Here is an 18,561-nt window from a genome sequence, read left to right on the forward strand (position 1 = left end):
CAGATGTCGCGGATGCCGTCACCGCCCCCCGAGACCCGCGGTGGCGATTCCGCTGACGAGGTGGCGCCGCAGCAGCAGCACGAGGATCACCGTCGGGACCATCGAGACGATGGACGCGGCCATGACGAGGTGCCACTGGCTGCCCTGCTGGCTGAAGAAGAGCGCGAGCCCGACGGGGACCACGCCCTTCTCGTAGATGCTGTGGGTGATCACGAGCGGCCACAGAAAGCTGTTCCAGTAGGTGATGAAGGTGAAGACTGCCAGGACGGCGAGGGTGGGCCGTGCCAGGGGCAGCATCACCGAGAGGAAGATGCGGGCATGCCCCGCACCGTCGATGCGGGCGGCGTCCTCCAACTCTGCCGGCACCCCCAGGAAGAACTGCCGGACGAGGAACGTGCCGAAGGCCGTGAAGGCGAAGGGGAGGATGAGCGCCTGGTACGAGTCGACCCAGCCGAACACCTGCATCTCGATGAACAGCGGGATGACCAGGACCTCCTGCGGGATCATCAGCGTGGACAGGAAGAGCAGGAAGACGAGCGCGCGCATCCGCCACCGCAGCCGGGCGAAGGCGTATGCGGCCAGGCTCGAGACGGCGAGCACGATCACCGTCCCGGCGCCGGCCACCACGAGGCTGTTGGCGATGAACCGCAGGAACGGCAGGTACGTCATCGCCTCGAGGTAGTTCTCCCACCGGATCTCCGAGCCCAGCAGCGTCGGCGGGATGTCGAAGATGTCCGCCGGGGGCTTCAGGGAGACCGCCACGGCATAGATGATCGGCGACAGGAAGACGAGGGCGGTGAGCCACAGCAGGGCGGCGGAGATCGCGTGCCGCACCGCCCGCGGACGCCTCCTGCGGCCGGCGGGGGACTGCGGTTGTCCGGACCGATCGTGCTGCGGCACCAGCGGCCCGCGGGTCGTCTCAAGAGTCATAGTGCACCCACTTCTTCTGTCCGAGGAACTGCACGAGCGTCACGAGCAGGATGAGGGCGAACAGGAACCAGCCCGCGGCCGCCGCCGACCCCAGGGAGAAGGCGCTGAACCCTTCCCGATAGATGAAGAGCACCAGCGTCTCTGTCGCGTTCCCGGGTCCTCCGCCTGTCAGCAGGTAGGGCTGGGCGAAGACCTGGAACGAGGTGATCAGCGTCATCGTCGTCGCGAAGAACATCATCGGGGAGATCATCGGCAGGGTGACGGAGCGGAACCGCTGCAGCGGCGTCACCCCGTCGACGCTCGCGGCGTCTTGCACGGACTGCGGGATCTGGTCCAGCGCCGCGGAGAAGATCAGCATGTTGTACCCGAATCCCTGCCACACGCTCATCACGACCATCGAGATCATCGCCCAGGAGCTGTCGCCCAGGAAGTTGGGTGCCTCGATCCCCAGCGGTGCCAGCACTCCGGCGATCGCGCCGCCGGGCTGATACATGAGCCGCCAGACCAGCACCTGCGCGACGATGGGTGTGACGACCGGGATGAAGAAGATGACCCGCAGCGTCTGCCTCCCTCTCCTCATCGTGGAGATCCAGATCGCGAGTCCCAGCGACACGATGATGTTCAGCGGCAGGTACAGCCCGGTGTAGAGCACGGTGTTGACGATGACGCGGCGGAACTGGCGGCTGGTGAGCAGGTCCGTGTAGTTCGCGAGGCCGAGGAACTCACGGTCGCCGAAGGCCGGCCAGCTCCACAGGCTCACCACGACGGACATCACGATGGGGAAGAGCGTGAACGCCGTCAGGCCGATGAACGCGGGGGAGGTGAAGGCGGCGGCGGCCACGGAGTCGGAGCGGCGCCGCCGGCGTGCTCCGGGCGTCGGCGGCGTGCGCGTGGCCCGCGCCGCGGTTCGGGTCATCGTCACGTGGTCCTCCTCCGAGAGGTCGCCGCGCGTCGTCGCGCGGCCTGCGGGTCAGCGTTCGTACTCGTCCTGGAGGATGCGCAGGACGCTCTGCGGATCCTTCTCCCCGTTGAATGCCTGCCCTCCGTACTGGGCGATGCCCTCGGCGACCTGAGTCCAGTTCTCGCTCGTGACCAGCGGTGTGGCCGTGTCGAGCGCCGCCGTCAGAGCCTCTTCGGAACCTGCCGGGGCGTTCGCGTACCAGGACGCCTGGGGTGCGGTCCGTGACGGGAAGGCTCTGCCCTCGGAGGCCAGTGCTTCCAGCGTGTCCGGTCCCGTGAGGCTGGTGATCGCGAGGAACGCCTCGTCGACGACGGGGCAGCTCGTGGAGATGCCGAAGCCGGACCCCGCGGAGAGTGTCGCGGGGCCGTTCGACCCGACGGGCAGAGGGACGAGGCCGACGGTGAAGTCCGCCTGGGCGTTGACGTTCAGGATCGCCCACGGGCCGGTGGGGACCATGGCCGCGTTCCCGGCCAGGAACTGGTCGAGGGCGACGTCGGTGTTCCCCGAGATCTCCGGTGCCACCCCGAGATCGCGCACCAGGCCGGAGTACCAGCTGAAGGCCTCGATCATGGCCGGGGAGTCGAGGGTCAGCCGGCGATCGTCGGTCACCGCCGTGGCGCCGTTGTAGGACAGCAGCATGGAGAGCATGGGTTCGCTGTTGGGGAAGGCGGAGTACCCGAACTGGGTGCCCTGCGTCAGGGACCGTGCCGCCTCCTCGAAGTCCTCGATCGTCCACCCCGCGCCGGGCGCTGGAACGCCGGAGGCCTCGAACATGTCCCGGTTGTAGAGCATCAGGATCGGCCCGTTGTCGTACGGCAACGCCATTTGCCTGCCCTCCGATTGCAGCGCCTCGAGGGCGTTGTCATCGAAGGCCGCCAGGTCCAGGCCGCTCTCTGAGATCAGGTCGTCCAGGGGGAGCATCGCGTCGTCGAACGTCCCCAGCCGCAGACTCTGCATGCTGACGACGCACGGAGCGGCGTCGCCGGCGATGCGGGTGCCGAGATTCGTGAAGTAGTCCTCGAATGCGCTGGTCTGCAGCTCGACCGTGAGATTCGAGTGTTCACGCCCGACGGTGCGGGCGGCGTCCTGCCAGGACTGCCGCTCCTCGCTGCCGCCGGACCACATCGTCCACGAGACGGTGGCGTGGCCCGAGGAGTCGACGTGCCCGCCGGGGTCCACCGCGGGCGAGCACGACGCCAGAAGCGGGCCGGCGAGCATCGCGGCGGTCAGTGTCCTCCGTGACAGGGTGTGGGGGTGCATGCTGTCTCCTCGTCGAGACGGGCGGGAGTCCGGCGGGTCATTCCTCGAGGAAGATCTCCAGGACGGGGATCCACGGATCGGGCTTCTGCACGGGCAGGTGGAAGGTGACCGTGCCGGGCTCGAGTCCACCGACATTGGTGTTCCACGCTCTCGCCTGCGGGTCCGTCTCCTGGAAGGTGACCTCGGAGGCGTCGTTGAGCAGCTGCGCGTAGGCGATCCGGCCCCCGGCGTTCTTGAGGTGGAGGTGCTTGAGGGGCCACGCCAGGAAATGCACGTACACGCGGTCCTCGCGCTGGGTCATGACGGTCCCCGCGGGTGCTGTCAGCGACGTGGCCGGACCGGCACCGTAGACGGACCGCTGGTGGAGGTGCATCCATCGGCCGATGTCCTCCAACCTCTGCGTGTCCTCGTCCCGCACGTTGCCGCGTCCGTCCGGGCCGATGTTCAGCAGCAGGTTCCCTCCCTTCGCGACGGAATCCACCAGCATGCTCAGGAGCATGTGCGTGCTCTTGAAGTCGAGGTTGTCCCGGTCATAGCCCCATGAGCCGTTGAGGGTCTGACACGCTTCCCAGCGCACGGGGTGTCCGTCGTCGTCGGTCATGGGGCTGTCCGGCTGGTACTGCTCGGGTGTGACCAGGTCGCCGGGAATGCCCAGACGGTCGTTCACGATGATCCCCGGCTGGAGCTCGCGGGTCATCGCCAGCAGTTCCTCGGCGTGCCAGTCCTCGGGGCCCTTCCCGAATTCTCCGGGGAAGGTGAAGTCGTAGAACATGTAGTCGATCGGACCGTAGTCCGTCAGCAGCTCGCGCACCTGTCCATGCAGGTAGTCCCGGTACCGCGCCATGTCCTTGCCCCGGTCGACGCTGTCGATGTCGGAGCGGTTGCGCAGCGGGTGCCGCTCGTCGACCGTGTAATCGGGGTGGTGCCAGTCGAGGACCGAGTGGTACAGCCCCACCTTCAGGCCCTCGGCGCGGACGGCATCCGCGAACTCGCGCACCAGATCACGCCCGCATGACTGCGGTGCGCTGTAGTCGGAGAGCGCCGTGTCCCAGAGGCAGAAGCCCTCATGGTGCTTCGTCGTCAGGACGACGTACTTCATGCCCGCGTCCTTGGCGAGTCGCGCGAAGGTCGCAGCATCGAAGAGATCGGGATCGAAGTACCGCGCGTACCGTTCGTACTCGGATGCGTCCCGCTCCTCGATGGACATGACCCATTCGTGGCGTGCAGGCATCGCATAGAGCCCGAAATGGATGAACATTCCGAAGCGGTCGTGGTCGAACCAATCGGTGGAGGGCGTCGGCGTTGCGGAGGTCGACGGTGTCGGCATCACTGATCTCCCGTAGGGGTGTCGTTGCGGTTTCCGTGGGGGACGCGGTGGCCGAGCAAGATGGGTCCCAGGGCCTCTCGAAGTGGCTCGGGAGCAAGGCCATGACGCGCATCACATGCTGTCGAGAGGTCGGAGGTATGTCAAGGGGGTGTCCTCGCATCGGCCCGTCGAACTGCGTGTGACTGCGGGCTGTGTCCGTAGAATCCGTTCTTGTCGCCCGTAGACCTCGGATGCTTGTCGACCGAGTCCGGCGATTGTGCACAGATCGAGGTCGTGCTCCGGAGCGCTGACAGCACTCATTCCATCGCGTTCCGCGGATGAGCCCCGAGCTCCGCTCTGACGTACTGGTCGGTGATCTCGATCTTCATCGCGTATGCGCTGCTGGGCGCGGTCGGGGTACATGTCTGTCGGGCCGACCATGAGCTCGTCCAGGCGGGGCCGGCGCTCATTCGTCGTCCCGTCGGCGCTGGTGGCCGGTCTATAGGGTCTTGCGCATCACGCCGCGATCGAGATGCTGGGGAGGCTTGACGATGGGTCGACGTTCGAACGAGTTGGAGCGCGCGCCGATCTCGCGCCGCCGCTGGCGGTCCCCCGTGATGGCCGTCCCCGCAGGACCAGTGGTACGACTACGAGCGCAACACGGTCGGTTTGGCCGGTGACGGCGAGTTCGACTGCCCCGTCCTCGACCCCTTCGTCGCGGACGACGAGGCGAAGCTGCGGGTCACGATCGGCTGGTCCCTCAGCGACGACACGCAGATCGGCGGCAGCACGACGGTTCCGGCCTACGTCATCGGTGCTGCGGAGCTTCAGTGACCGCGCTGCGCGGTCGGCGGCGATGCGGGCACGTGCTCCATACCGCCTGTGGCGACCAGCCGGTCATGACGTGGTCCGCACTCACATTCCGGCCACCGAGAGCCCGAAGTGGGCGAGCAGCGCCGACCCGGCGTACGTGCCGATGAACACGAAGATCGCTGTAATCGCGATCTTCCACGAGGTCTTGGACAGGTCCACGAGCCGGTCCGCGACGCTCACGCCGGCGAAGGCGAGGATCGGGGTGGTCAACGACAGGAAGTCGACAGCGCCGATCGCGTCCACGAAGCCGCTCCAGCTCAGGCAGCCGGCGAGCGACACCAGCGAGACCCATCCCAGCACCGGGAAATCACGCACGAGGGGAAGGCGGCTGAGGGTCATGAGGTCCCCGATCACCAGGCCGAGCAACGAGAACAGCCACAGCGCGGCGAGCCCGCCCAGGGTCAGGGCGGTGATCGGCGTCGATTCCGGGTCCACCCACAGCTTGACCTGCTGGGTGAACAGCACCAGCGCGACGGAGAGCAGGACGACGCCGATGAACGTGGCGTAGCGCCCGGCAGCGAAGAGCCGCCGGGCCGACGGCGCGGTGCTCGCCTCTGTCGCGGTGCTGCGCGCCCCGAGCGTGGCCGCGGAATGCCCGGTCGGCAGATGGTCCTTCCCCCGCATCATCAGGTTGAACATCGCGCGTTGCAGGGGCACGGCGAGGAAAACCATCGTGTAGGTGCCGATGAAGCTGGTCAGCAGCTGGCTCGCCGCGGCGTAGGAGATGATCGTGTCCTGCAGATCGGGTGCCTGCGCCGCGAGGGTCGAGGAGGCCGCCGTCATCATGGAGGCGGAGCCCATGCCGGAGGCGATCGCGAGGGCACGCACGTCCAGCCCGGTCGCCAGCAGCACCGGCGCGAAGAACGAGAAGAACAGCGCGCCGAACAGCGTGCCCATCAGGTACATCGAGAGCACCCCGCGGCCCGGATCGGAGTTCAGGGTGTATTTCTCCGAGATGTAGGCGAGCTCGCCCTCACGGCCCAGGCCGAGCGTGGAGCCGATGGCGTGTCGGCGCAGACCGAGCAGCAGCGCGATCGGTAGCCCCAGCACGACGGTGCCCAAGTTGCCGAGCTCTTGCAGCAGGAACACCCAGCCGATCGAGAGGATCTCCTGCAGGCGCGGGGCGACGTCCGCGCCGTACCGTGCCATGAGCGGCAGCATGATGATGATCAGGAACGCGCCGGAGAAGCCGACGGTGCGCGGGGAGTAGACGCGCCGCAGGATCCCGCGCCGCCAGGCCGGGATGCCGAGGAGCATCGTGAGGAGCACGGCGAAGACCAGCGGCAGCACCGTGATGGTGACCGAGCTGCTGAGCTGCACGGTGCGGGTGCCGATGACCTCCGCCACGGCGATCGTGAGGAGCACCAGGGTGACCAGCAGCGTCATGTCCAGCACGACGCCCCAGCGCGTGCTCGTGGAGGGGCTTCCGGGGGCGGCGGACTGGCGCCGCGCGGTCGAGGGAGTCGTCATCAGCGGTCCCCAGCGGCAGTTGAGACGGAGGTGGTGGCGTCGTCGGAGGCGGCATGGACGCCACGAGGCAGCGGCGCGATCGCGGAGAGGGTGCGCACGTAGTCATCGAAGGAGCGGCGGTACAACGGCTCGGGCAGATGACGTCCCATTCCCAGCAGCGCCCGGGTGAGCAGGTGCGGGACCGAGACCAGCACGTGCTCGGGATCGACCATGCGGAAATCCTTGCCGTGGATGACGCCGTCGAACCCGCCGTAGGAGAGCTGCACGGTGGGCATCATGAAGGAGAGGTCGCCGGCGTCTCCCGCGGCGGCGATCGCACCGCGGTCCTCGATCAGGTGGGTGATCGAGTCATCCTGCGCGAACGCCTCCCGGAACGCGCCGGAGAGCGTGCGGTCCTGGACGAAGGGGAGGTACCCCATCTCCGTGGTGACGTGCGCGGTGCCGCCCAGTGCGGAGGCGCAGCCGTGTGCGGCACGGTCCACCCGGGCTGCGACCTCCCCGAGATAGTCGAGGTCGATCGAGCGGACATCGGTACCGACGCTCACGCGGTGCGGGATCACGTTCGTGGTCATCTCGCTCGCGGGGATCACCGGGTTCATCCGCACCAGCACGTCCTCGCGCAGCTGCTGCCGGCCCAGGCCGAGCGCCGTGGTGAACAGGGTCGACATCGCGTAGGCGTTGGTGCCGCTGAAGGGGTCGAGGCCGGCATGGGAGGCTTCCCCCTCGAACTCGACCGTCTTGTAGAGGAAGCCTGCCAGATCGCAGTCGATCTCGATCGTCGGCTCGCTCTGCAGCCCGCCGATGGCGTGCAGGCAGACGGCCGCGTCGATGTCGTCGAACACGCCGAGCATCATCGCCTCCGGCTTGCCGCCGAACCACGTGATCCTCCCTTCGTCGCGCAGCTCGGCGCGGCGGGCGAGATCCACGAACTCCTCCGCGGGGACGAACACGAAATTGAGGTCCACGTCCGCCTCCCGCCAGGCGCCCGTGGCCACCACGTGTGCGAAGACGGCCAGGGCGATGCCCACCTGCGTGTGGTGGCCGCAGGCGTGTACCGCGCCGGTGGCCGGATCAGCATCCGGATGCGCGGGGGAGATGACGGCGTCGAGCTCGGCGACCACGGCGATCCGGCGGCGCTGCGGATCCTCGGGAGCCGCGGAGGGCAGCGCGACCTTCAGGCCCGTGGTCGAGAAATGCTCGATCCCTGCACCGTCGCCATGCCGCAGCAGGAACTGCTCGACGATCTCCGTCGTGTGGTGCTCGTGATAGCCGAGCTCCGGGTGGTCCCAGAGGTCGGCGACGAGGTCGCGGACTTCGGGGAAGAGGCGGTCGAAGGTCATGGTGGGCGGAACTCCAGGATGTCGGGGGACTCGCGCGGGTGATCCGGGCTGCCGGATCCGCGGGGCGAGTGCGGCGAGAGGATTCTACGTCGGGCGGTCAGCGAGCCCGCGACTGCCCGGCGTCGCGCTCGGTTCATCCGCCGCAGTCTCGGCGAACGTGAGGTCCTTCGCGTCCGTGCCGTCCACGAGGGGAACCACTTCCCGGTCTGCACAGTGGACGTTTCGGTGTCCTGATCGCCCATGTCCTGGAGCCGTGCGCTACCACCGCCTCGATCGAGATGCTGTCGCCCCACCCGGCAGTTGAGAACGTCCCGGCCTCTCGCCCCGTTCGATCCACCAGCAGGCGCAGCCGCGCAAGTCCAGGCGATTGACCTGGTGCTGCGGGGTCCTGCGGTGACGGAGTCTCATCTCGGCCCGCACCCGGCGGATCGCACGCGCTTCGTCCAGCCTGTCGGTGCGACGGACGTCCCCACCCGATGTCGAGAACGGCCGAACAGCTCCGTCGCAGGGATGGACGCGACCACAACGGGTTGCGTCGATGCCTGAGGAGGCACACCGTCAAGGTCAAGTAGCTGCTTCTGAAGCACTACCGCGGCGCCCCGGCGTCGGTGAACGACACGCCGACGGAGCAGTGGGCTCCGGAGGAGATCGAGGCCCACGTCGCCTACATGGGTGACCTCGCCGAGCGGCTGGATCCGACCGGGAGTTCGTCGACTCCCAGGCTCTGGCACCGGAGGGGACCTTCGCGCGCTCCGACGGTAAGGGGCGGCCCGGGTGGCCGACGGCTCCCACCTCGGCGATCGCCCTGACGCTGCGCGCCGTGGATCGCGGAGATCATCGCGCCGTGACACCGGCCCATGAGCGTGGGCCCGGTAGCCCCGGGCGTCACCTCACGCCGCAGCGGCAACCCTCAGCACGCCGTCGCACAACCGGTGGTCGTCGGCCGTCAGACCATCGATGGCCTCGGCAAGGCCCACGTCCGTCTGCACGATCTTCTGGATGCCTGACCCGTCGGCGGTCCACAGGCTGATGAAGACGCGCGAGTAGTCGGGATCCTCGACCGGGAGCAAGGCCCTGTGCTGTTCGACAGCAGCGGTAGGACCGAACTCGAGGAAGATCGTCGGATGGGGGTTAACCCGCTGCAGTTCCACGCACCACTCCCATTTGCCGACGAACCGGGTGACCACTTTTTCGATCGGCCCTCGGTCGATTCTCTCATTGACCTGTTCCGCCAAGACCGATCGTGAATAGGTGCGCAGGCCATTCTTCACGGCTGCGAGCGTCGCACGGCTGTCTTCGAACTGGCGGCGGGCATGCTCGGCGACGAGGTCGACGAACTCCTGAATCGCCACGTCGCGCGGGCGGTGACCATAGCGTGCGGATTCTCCGGTCTCGCACATGGTGGAGATGAATGAGATTGTGTCCTCGGTATTCATTGATGCTGGTCCTTCGACGAAGTGCTGAAACATCTGTCGCATGAAGAAGTGCTGATCGGGATGCTTCACGCGCCATGCCCGGTTCTGCTCGACATGGCTCAGCAGGGCGCGGAGCAGCTCTGCATACGTGACGACCACCGCCTGCTCCCACCCATCCTTCTGCAAGTGCGCCTCTCGGCGTTGGCAGAGCAGGACGACGGCCGCAGGCCGCCCGCCGGCGGTGCCGTGGGAAAGGTATCGCGGCTCATCGCAGTTGAGGGGGTAGTCGCGGGGCGTGGGGTGGGCGCGTCATTGCCGGGATAGACGTCGAGGTCTCCCGATGATGGAAGTTCTGACGCTCGCCATCTGGAAGACCTCGACATGCTCAACGCTACCTTTGACGACCCCGATCTGACGACCTTCACGCGCCTGGCGGAGCTTGGCCTGGTCGCCGTGGGGCAGCGGATCACGGCCTCACGGGCGGTGCTCGAGTGCCGGCTCGCTGAGGAGGATCCGTGGTGCCGCGCCTGCGGGGCACGAGCGACCTCGCGGGGCTCGATCACCCGGTCCCTCGCTCACGAGCCGTTCGGTCACCGGCCCACCACGCTGCTGCTGCGGATCCGCCGGTACCGGTGTGATCACTGCGGGAACCGGTGGCGCGAGGACACCACCGCTGCGGCACCCGAGCGGGCGAAACTCTCTCGCGGCGGGATGCGCTGGGCGCTGGAAGCCCTGGTCGTCGATCACCTCACGATCGCGCGGATCGCCGCCGGGCTCGGGGTGGCCTGGCACACCGCCAACGACGCCGTCCTGGCCGAGGGCCAGCGGCTGCTGATCGATGACCCGACCCGCTTCGACGCCGTCCGCGTGATCGGGGTCGACGAGCACGTCTGGCGTCATACCCGGCGCGGCGACAAGTACGTCACCGTGATCATCGATCTCACCCCCGCCAGGGACAAGACCGGGCCGGCCAGGCTCCTGGACATGATCCCCGGCCGCTCCAAAGCCGCGTTCAAGGCCTGGCTCCAGGCGCGCCCCGAAGAGTGGAAGGACCGGATCGAGGTGGTCGCGATGGACGGTTTCACCGGCTTCAAGACCGCGACCGGCGAGGCGCTCCCGGGCGCGGTCGCGGTCATGGATCCCTTCCACGTCGTCCGCCTCGCCGGGGACGCGCTGGATGACTGCCGGCGACGCGTCCAGCAGCAGCTCCACCAGCGCCGAGGCCGCAAGCACGACCCCCTCTACAAGTCCCGCCGCACCCTCCACACCGGCACCAAGCTGCTCACCGATCGCCAATGCGAGCGCCTCAGCGCGCTGTTCGAGCGCGAGAAGCACGTCGCGGTCGAGGTGACCTGGGAGATCTACCAGGCCATGGTCGCCGCCTATCGAGAGCCCGACCGAGCGAAGGCCAGAGTGATGATGGAGAAGTTGATCGGGGCGCTTGGCAAGAAGGTCCCCGACGCCCTGCCCGAGCTGGCCAAGCTCGGCCGAACCCTGACGAAAAGGGCCGCGGACGTGCTGGCGTTCTTCGATCGGCCCGGCACCAGCAACGGCCCGACCGAGGCCATCAACGGCCGACTCGAACACCTCCGCGGCTCCGCCCTCGGGTTCCGCAACCTCACCCACTACATCGCCCGCGGCCTCCTCGAAGCAGGAGGCTTCAGACCCCTGCTACACCCTCAAATGCGATGAGCCGGTATCGCTGATAGTCGTGACCGTGCCCGTCGGACGTTCCGAAATTCTCGACGACTACGGCCGCGTCCGGCCTGGAGAGGACGATGTCGGCTATGTCAGCGGCCGCCTCGACGGAGATCCCCTCGTTGGCTTCGGTCGCTACTTCCTGCACCACGCGGTAGTTCGACAGTGGAAGTCGACTGCCGCCGGGCAGCTCGTCGTTGATCCGCTCGAGAAAGATGCGTTGGAAAGCGTCCCCCAGCTCGTGGCTCGCTGTGGAGTTCAGCAACCACGCGAAGACGTTGGAGAGCTGCTTCTCATGAGTCCCGTGATGCATCACGCGGAATACGTTGAACTGCTCAGCCAGGCTCCGCGACATCGAGGGGAGGAGTGTGGTCAGTATGCCGTTCGCGGGGGCAGGACGGTCAGCCATGGTATGAGAGTAGCGACGTGCGCGAGCGATGCCAGAGGTGAAGCCCTGCGGGTCATGTGATGGCTCGGAGCCGCGCCGAGCTGGGGTCCGGAAGCGCTGGGAGCTCCCGGGCCCCAGCTCACGAGGTCACCGATTCTCGACCACCACCCGTACGTCCCACGCCCGGAGCTCCAGTTCCGTGCCCGCAGCAAGCTCGTCACCGCTCACGACGTCCCGCACCGCTCCGGGCAGCGTGAACACGCTCGGCTCCCACGACCAGTTGTGGATCACGTGGATCCGTTCGCCGGCACCGTTCGTGGAGGTCGAGACCGTCTGGGAGGCCGTGGAACGGGACCACGCCGGAGCTCCCGCACCGACCTCGACCGCCCAGGTCATCAGCGCTGCCGCAAGGACCTGGTCCGGCACCGTGCCGACGTAGGTGATCCGTCCGGACCCCGCCTCACGGGTGGTGACCGCGGGCCAGCGACCGAAATGCGGGTGCTCGTAGCCGGCGAGCACCTCCGTGCCGTCATCGGTGGTCTGCACCCCGTCGGCCCACAGCGTGCCCGCCGCCCCGGCCGGCAGCTCGAAGCCCTCGACCATCTCGCCCGGAGCGAGCGGCAGCGGCTCCTGCAGATTGCTGAACTCGTCGTACCAGACCCCCGCCGCCTCATCGAGCAGCGCAGGCTTGCGCTCGAGCCGCGCTCGCGCCTCCTGGTCCTCGTACCCGGTGCGGATCCCGGCCACCAGGTGACCGCCGGCTTCCGCGTACTGACGGAGCCAGTCCAGGTCCTCATCGGCCGCGATGGTGAACGCCGCAGCCACCAGCACGGGACGCCGCGCCGCGAACTCCGACGGCGTCTGCTCCCGCAGCTGCGCCATGTGCACCGCGTTCGCCTGCAGGCCGGCCTCGAACACGCCCCGGGAGTACGCTTCGTACACGGTCTGGAAGGAGCGCCGATCGGGGCCGCCATCCTTCGCGAGCGCAGGGTGCTCGCAGAGCGACCACTTGCTCGCGTTGTCGAACAGCACAGCGACATCGGCATGTGGGGTGAGCCCAGTGACGGCAGAGCCCGCCGCCTTCAGCTCCTCACCGATCTGCGCGAGCTCGCGGTACACACGGCCCGGTTCCTGACTGTGGGGGATCACCCCGCCCCAGTAGGTCTCGGCGCCGGCGTGCAGGGTGTGCCAGTGCCAGTACTCGATCATCGCGGCACCGCGGGAGATGAGCGCCCAGGCGGCCTGGCGCCACTGGCCGTCGTACGCCGGCTCGTTCGACCAGGACATCCCGATCGCCTGCGCGTTCGTCTCGGTGACCAGGAACGGAGCCTGCTTCGTCCCGTACATCCGGTCCGCGTGCGTGATCAGCGACCACACGCCGGTGGTGGTCCAGAACTGGGCGTCCTGGCTCGTGGTCGGCAGGGCGAGCGCATCCTGCATCCGGTAGTACGGGTTGCCGGCGGTGACGTCGAGGTTCTGCGCGACCGCGTGCTCGTCGAGCGTCGGCCGATCATAGGAGATGCAGGTGGTGACGAACTGGTCCTCGCGGGCGTACTCGCGGACCACGTCGGCCTGCCAGCTGATGAAGCCCGTGGTGATGCTCGCCTGGAAACGGCGCCAGGCCAGCGAATACTGCGGCTGTGCGTTGGCATCGGGCCGCCACAGGTCCGACCAGTCGCTGAGCCGATGCGACCAGTAGGTGAGGCCCCATGCACGGTTGAGGTCCTCGACCGAGCTGTAGGCGCGGCGCAGGTGGTCCACGAACTTCTGGAACACCTGGTCGTTCGCGAAGATCTCATTGCCCGGTTCGTTGTCCAGCTGAAAGCCGATCACGGCCGGGTGGTCGGCGTAGCGGGCGATGATCTTCCGGATCAGTCGCTCGGCGTGGAACAGGAACGCGGGGTGGGCGTAGTTGATCTCCTGCCGCACGCCCCAGCCCATCCGGTGTCCCGTCGTGCGCTCGACGTTGATCTCGGGGACCTGGCGGGCCAGCCACATCGGGGCCGCGTAGGTGGGGGTTCCGAGGATGACCGCGATGCCGTTCTCGTGGGCGGCATCCAGCACCGGCGCGAGCCACTCGAGGTCGAACACGCCATCGTCCGGCTCCCAGGTGGACCACACGGATTCGCCCACGCGGATCACGGTGAATCCGGCTTCGCGCATCTGGCACATGTCGGTCTCGAGCCGGGGAGCGGGCTGGTACTCGTGGTAGTACGCGGCGCCGAAGAGCACATGGTCGGGAAGCAGGGTCATCAGGGGGCCTTTCGGAATGGGGGCAGGGAAGAGGAGGGGTCAGCAGGGAAGGGGGGCGGGACGGGTTCACATCCCGTCGATCACGCGGTGGGCCGACGGGCGGGAGCCCGCCCGTCGGCCCACCAACTCACCCCTTCACGGCCCCGGCCACGAGCCCTTCGAGCAGCTGCTTCCGCAGCAGGATGAACACGAGGATCGTGGGGATCGAGGCGAGGACGGCACCGGCGAGGACGAGATCGTAGCTGCGGTTCTCGGAGGCGTAGAGGACGTTCAGCCCCAACGGCAGCGTGTACTGCTGGGAATTGGAGATGATCACCAGGGGCCACATGAACGCGTTGTAGCTCTGCAGGAAGCTCCACACGCCGAGCGCTCCGAGCGAGGGGCGCAGCAGGGGCAGCACCACACGACGGAACGTTCCGAACTCGCTGCTGCCGTCGATGCGGGCGGATTCCAGGAGCTCGTCGGGAATGGCCTGCACGATGAACTGCTGCATCATGAAGATCCCGAAGGCCGGAGCCACCCACGGCACGGTGAGCGCGAACCACGGGTTCGCCAGGCCGCTCTTCACCACGAGGATGAACAGCGGGATCAGGATCACCGCGAAGGGGATCGAGAGCGAGCTGAACATGACGGCGAAGAGAACGCGCTTGCCGCGGAAGCGGAACTTCGCGAAGCCGTAGCCGGCCATCGCGCACACGAAGACGGAGACGACGGTGGAGATCCCGGCGGTGCCGATGCTGATCGCGAACCAGGACCAGAACGGTTGGGTCGTGAGCAGGTTCCGGTAGTTCTCGAGGGTCGCCGGATCCGGGATCAGGCTCGGCGGGGTCGCGAAGATGTCTCCGCGCTGCTTGAAGGAACCGCTCAGCGCCCACAGCATCGGCAGGATGAACACGATGAGCAGGGCGGTCAGGGTCAGGTAGAGCAGTCCGCGACGGACCCTCGCGGGGGCGTCGGCCGTGTGAGGTCGGCGGCCGGCCGGAGGCGCCGATGCGGTGGAGAGCGCACTGGTGGTGGTCGTGCCGGTGGTGCTCATGAGTCCCTCCCGATGCCGAGGAGCCGGTTCAGGCCCTGGCTGACTGCGAAGACGATGGCGAACAGGACCACGCCCGCCGCGGCGGCGTAGCCGAACTGCTGGCGTTCGAAGGCGGCGCGGTAGATGAACATCGCGACGGAGATGGTCGCCTCGCCGGGCCCGCCCTTGGTGAGCAGGTACGGCTCGTCGAACAGCTGCGCGGCGCCGATGAACGAGGTGACGATGACGAAGGCGGAGATCGGCTTGATCCCCGGGACGGTGACGGCGAAGAAGGTGCGGATTCGCCCGGCGCCGTCCAGAGCGGCGGCCTCGTACTGCTCGGAGGGGACGTTCTGGAGCGCGGCGAGGAAGAAGATCGTCAGGTAGCCGACGGTCCTCCACAGGAGCACGAAGCCGATCGCACCCTTCGCGATCGTCGGGTTCCCGAGCCAGTTGACGTGCGGCAGTCCGAAAAGCGCTTCGAGCGAGGCGTTCAACAGGCCGTAGTCACGGTCGAAGATCAGGCTGTAGATCAGCGCGATGACGATCGGGGACAGGACCATCGGGACGAAGAAGGCCACCCGGAACAGATCCCGGAAGCGCAGACCCTTCGTGTTGAGCGCCTGGGCGATGAGCAGCGCGCACGGGACGACCACGAGCACCGCGACCAGCGTGTAGATGAGCGAGTTGAACAGCGCGGTCGCGAAGCTCGAGTCGGACGCGAGGTTCACGTAGTTGCGGACGCCGACGAATTCGGGCACGCCCAGGCCGACCCACTCGGTGAGGCTGAGATAGATCGCCGCGCCGATCGGGATGATCATGAAGAACACGTACAGGACGTAGAACGGGGCGATGAACGCGTAGGGGGCCGCGCCGCCTCGCAGGGACGGGCGGCGCCGGCCCGCGAGCCGTGGCGATCCTGGTATGGAGCCCGGCCGCCCGGGGGCCGATCTCGCCGTCGAGATCGTGGCGGGTGAGGTGGGGGAGTCTGCAGTCGTCATGGCGTCAGCCCTTCGCTTGGCCGCGGAAGTCGTCGGTGGCGTCGGCGAGCGCCTGGGCGGGGCTCACGTCCCCCTTGAAAGCGCGCAGCACCTGCCCGGACAGAACTGTGTTCATGATCGAGATGTCGGCGCTCTGATGAACCTCGGGCACGTCGTCGATGACGTCGCGGAAGATCTCGAAGAGCTTCTGGCCGCCGAAGTACTCGTCCTCGATCGACAGGAGTCTCGGATCGTCGTAGACGGAGCGGAGCGTGGGGAGGTATCCCATGTCCTGGTAGCGCTTCACCTGTTGGTCAGGGTCCAGATAGGCGCTCACCACGAGGTTCCGCGCCGCGTCCGTGGCCGGCTTGTCGCGCAGGGCTCCGAAGCCGGTGCCGCCGCCGACGCCCGTCCGGTGCCCGCCGCCCTCGAAGACCGGCAGCGCGGCGACCCGCCATCGGCCGGACTGATCGGGGACGTTGGGCTGGATCCCGTATGTCGAATACCAGGACGGCATGTTGACGGCGAGGATCGTGCCGGCCTTCAGTCCGCTCTGGATGCTCGGGCCGTACATGTCCGCCACGGTGGCGAGGAAGCCGCTCTGGACGCCGTCGACCAGGAACGCGAGGGTGTCCTCGGCCTCCGGGGTCTGCAAGGTCGGATTGCCGTCGGCGTCGAAGAGGTCCCCTCCGCGCTGGAGCAGATGGATGTGGAAGCACTGGACGGTCCCGCCGGGGTCGTTCACGGCGATGGCTCCGAGGGAGAGCTCCTCGGTCTCGGCCAGCTTGCGGCCGACCTCGGCGAAGTCCTCCCAGGTCCCGAACTCCGGGTCGATGCCGAGCCGTTCGAACTCGTCGGCACGGTGGTAGAGCACGGTGACCGGGGTGTCCGAGTCCACCGCGTAGAGCGCTCCGTCCTTGCTGAACGGTGTGAGCCGCGCCGGGATCAGGTCGTCCTGGAACGGTTCGACGTCAGGGGTGAGATCGACGAGGAGCTCGGGGGCGATCTCCCCGCGCAGCATGCGGGCGAAGGCCCCGATCTCGAGGCCCGCGACATCCGGGGTGCCGGTTCCGGCGACCGCCTGGGCGATCAGCTTGGTGACGAGGTCCGAGGCGTCGCTCTTGGTGATGGTGACGTCGTAGGTGAAGTCCGAGTTCTCCTCGGCCAGGGGGATCGCCTCGGTGAAGAAGTCGATGTAGCCGTCGTCGTGGGTCCACAGGGCGAGGGGCACTGTCCCGGACTCGATCGGGGCGGCGGAGCTCCCGCTGCCACAGGCGCTGAGCGCTCCGGTGAGACCGACGCCGGCGGTGAGCGCTGCACCGGAGCGCAGCAGATCTCGGCGGCGAAGACCCCCCGGTGTCGGCGGGGGCACCGGCGGACTGGATGAGGTCCGACGGACGAGCCGGGACCCAGATCGCGAAGAGGACATGTGATGCACTCCTGACTGCGCTGTCATAAACGGGTACAAGAAGCCGCCCGGGGTGGTGGCGGAGGTCCTGCGGCGGCACTTGCTCCGGGGTGTGGAGCGGTGACGGGTCGAGAGGAGGCGGACTACCGGTTGTCGGTGGTGCCCGCGGGGGTCGGCGATGCCGTCGTCGATCGGTTCACGAACGAGAGCGGCACCAGATCGGGGACGTCCTGCGGCGCATCGCCGTCGATCGTCCGGATGAGCGCGTTCATGCCGCGGTGGGCGGCGTGGGTGAACTCCTGGCGCAGCGTGGTGAGCGGCGTGGGGAGGAACTCGGTGACATCGATGTCGTCGAAGCCGACGATGCTGATGTCGCCCGGAACGGTGAGTCCCTGGCGGGCGATGGCGGACATCGCCCCGATCGCCATCTGGTCGTTGGCGACGAAGACGGCGGTGGGGGTGGTGGTGGTCAGAAGTTGCGTCATCGCCTCGAAGCCGCTGCGCGGGGTCCAGTCGCCGGTGACGGCCTCCGGGATCTCGGCGCCGTGCTCGCGCAGCGCGGACGTCCAGCCCTGCTGGCGCAGCCGGCTCGAGACCCATGCTTGGGGGCCGGCGAGGTGGTGCACGGTCCGGTGTCCGAGGGCCAGCAGGTGTTCGGTGGCGAGACGTCCGCCGGATTCCTCGTCCGTGCCGACCACGAGCTCGTCCTCACGGGCCGTGAGGCCGAGAGCGCCGAGGGTCAGTACGGCGACGTCGGCGCGGACCTGCAGGGGAGGGGCTTCGAGCTGCTTCGGCTCGGAGAGGACGACCCCCTCGACGCCCTCGTTCAGCAAGGTGTCGACCGCGGACTGGATCTCGTCCCGATCGGTCGACTCCGTGCGGTGGACGCTGAGCGAGTAGCCGTCCGCTCGGGCGACCGACTCGAGCGCCGCCAGGGCAGACATCGGGCCGTGGAACGTCGTGCCCAGTGCGACGACGCCGATCCGCCGGGTGCGACGGGTGACCAGCGAGCGCGCTGCGGCATTGGGTCGGAAGTCGAGCTCCTTGATGGCGTCCTGCACCCGCTGCCGCACTTCCTCACGGACGTACGGTTCACCGTTGACCACGCGCGAGACCGTCTTCTGGGAGACCTGTGCGAGCGCGGCGACGTCCGTCATCGAGACGGTGCGGCGCACGGGGCGGGGCGAAGCATTGCGCAGCATGGGTCCCTCCCTCGCCGGTTGGCATCGCTGTTGGGGTGGGAGCGTAGGTCGGGTATGACTGC

Annotated in this window: 15 protein-coding genes; 2 read left to right on the forward strand and 13 right to left on the reverse strand. The window is 68.0% G+C overall.

The annotated features are described in order from the left end of the window. Nucleotides 1–18: 18 nt before the first annotated feature. From BH708_RS16495 to BH708_RS16510, 4 genes are read right to left on the reverse strand one after another with little or no spacing between them, the layout of a single operon-like run. Nucleotides 19–930, reverse strand: coding sequence for a carbohydrate ABC transporter permease (locus BH708_RS16495; RefSeq protein ID WP_076810107.1), 912 nt, complete (start codon nt 928–930; stop codon nt 19–21). Further along, the gene (locus BH708_RS16500; protein ID WP_076811474.1) at nt 920–1,846 is read right to left on the reverse strand and encodes a carbohydrate ABC transporter permease; all 927 of its coding nucleotides are present in this window, start codon (nt 1,844–1,846) and stop codon (nt 920–922) included. The genes BH708_RS16495 and BH708_RS16500 overlap by 11 nt, the downstream gene beginning before the upstream one ends. 54 nt (nt 1,847–1,900) lie before the next feature. Then, nucleotides 1,901–3,151: an ABC transporter substrate-binding protein gene (locus BH708_RS16505; RefSeq protein ID WP_076810108.1), complete on the reverse strand. Its 1,251-nt coding sequence runs from the start codon at nt 3,149–3,151 to the stop codon at nt 1,901–1,903. A 37-nt stretch (nt 3,152–3,188) separates the two neighbouring features. Beyond that, a complete protein-coding gene (locus BH708_RS16510) occupies nt 3,189–4,478 on the reverse strand; it encodes an alpha-L-fucosidase (protein ID WP_076810109.1) in 1,290 nt (429 codons plus the stop codon). A gap of 648 nt (nt 4,479–5,126) precedes the next feature. Here BH708_RS16510 and BH708_RS19910 point away from each other — a divergent pair. Next, nucleotides 5,127–5,291 carry a hypothetical protein gene (locus BH708_RS19910; RefSeq protein ID WP_157236012.1) on the forward strand — a complete coding sequence of 55 codons (165 nt, stop codon included), beginning with the start codon at nt 5,127–5,129 and terminating at the stop codon, nt 5,289–5,291. Between the two features lie 81 nt (nt 5,292–5,372). Here BH708_RS19910 and BH708_RS19625 read toward each other — a convergent pair whose 3' ends face one another. The 3 genes from BH708_RS19625 to BH708_RS19920 form a co-directional block, all read right to left on the reverse strand. After that, a complete protein-coding gene (locus BH708_RS19625; protein ID WP_216639483.1) occupies nt 5,373–6,800 on the reverse strand; it encodes a DUF3100 domain-containing protein in 1,428 nt (475 codons plus the stop codon). Continuing rightward, on the reverse strand, nt 6,800–8,140 hold the full coding sequence (locus BH708_RS16520; protein ID WP_076810110.1) for a M20/M25/M40 family metallo-hydrolase: 1,341 nt from the start codon (nt 8,138–8,140) through the stop codon (nt 6,800–6,802). Before BH708_RS16520 ends, BH708_RS19625 begins: the two co-directional genes overlap by 1 nt. A gap of 890 nt (nt 8,141–9,030) precedes the next feature. Then, on the reverse strand, nt 9,031–9,714 hold the full coding sequence (locus BH708_RS19920; protein WP_157236014.1) for a hypothetical protein: 684 nt from the start codon (nt 9,712–9,714) through the stop codon (nt 9,031–9,033). 222 nt (nt 9,715–9,936) lie between these two features. Here BH708_RS19920 and BH708_RS16535 point away from each other — a divergent pair, with 222 nt between their 5' ends. Beyond that, on the forward strand, nt 9,937–11,247 hold the full coding sequence (locus BH708_RS16535) for an ISL3 family transposase (protein ID WP_076806357.1): 1,311 nt from the start codon (nt 9,937–9,939) through the stop codon (nt 11,245–11,247). Here the strand turns inward: BH708_RS16535 and BH708_RS16540 are convergent. The 6 genes from BH708_RS16540 to BH708_RS16565 all read right to left on the reverse strand — a co-directional run bounded on the left by BH708_RS16540 (nt 11,216) and on the right by BH708_RS16565 (nt 18,499). After that, nucleotides 11,216–11,662 carry a PD-(D/E)XK nuclease family protein gene (locus BH708_RS16540; RefSeq protein WP_083713712.1) on the reverse strand — a complete coding sequence of 149 codons (447 nt, stop codon included), beginning with the start codon at nt 11,660–11,662 and terminating at the stop codon, nt 11,216–11,218. The two genes, BH708_RS16535 and BH708_RS16540, sit on opposite strands and share 32 nt — an antisense overlap. 126 nt (nt 11,663–11,788) lie before the next feature. Next, on the reverse strand, nt 11,789–13,894 hold the full coding sequence (locus tag BH708_RS16545) for a beta-galactosidase (RefSeq protein WP_076810113.1): 2,106 nt from the start codon (nt 13,892–13,894) through the stop codon (nt 11,789–11,791). A gap of 127 nt (nt 13,895–14,021) precedes the next feature. Beyond that, on the reverse strand, nt 14,022–14,930 hold the full coding sequence (locus BH708_RS16550) for a carbohydrate ABC transporter permease (protein ID WP_083713713.1): 909 nt from the start codon (nt 14,928–14,930) through the stop codon (nt 14,022–14,024). Then, on the reverse strand, nt 14,927–15,910 hold the full coding sequence (locus BH708_RS16555; RefSeq protein ID WP_076810114.1) for a carbohydrate ABC transporter permease: 984 nt from the start codon (nt 15,908–15,910) through the stop codon (nt 14,927–14,929). Before BH708_RS16555 ends, BH708_RS16550 begins: the two co-directional genes overlap by 4 nt. A gap of 4 nt (nt 15,911–15,914) precedes the next feature. Further along, nucleotides 15,915–17,261 carry an ABC transporter substrate-binding protein gene (locus tag BH708_RS16560; RefSeq protein ID WP_216639484.1) on the reverse strand — a complete coding sequence of 449 codons (1,347 nt, stop codon included), beginning with the start codon at nt 17,259–17,261 and terminating at the stop codon, nt 15,915–15,917. Nucleotides 17,262–17,440: 179 nt separating this feature from the next. Further along, on the reverse strand, nt 17,441–18,499 hold the full coding sequence (locus BH708_RS16565) for a LacI family DNA-binding transcriptional regulator (protein ID WP_083713715.1): 1,059 nt from the start codon (nt 18,497–18,499) through the stop codon (nt 17,441–17,443). Between the last annotated feature and the right edge of the window lie 62 nt (nt 18,500–18,561).

Origin of the sequence: Brachybacterium sp. P6-10-X1 (assembly GCF_001969445.1) — a bacterium.
In the GTDB taxonomy this organism is placed as follows: domain Bacteria; phylum Actinomycetota; class Actinomycetes; order Actinomycetales; family Dermabacteraceae; genus Brachybacterium.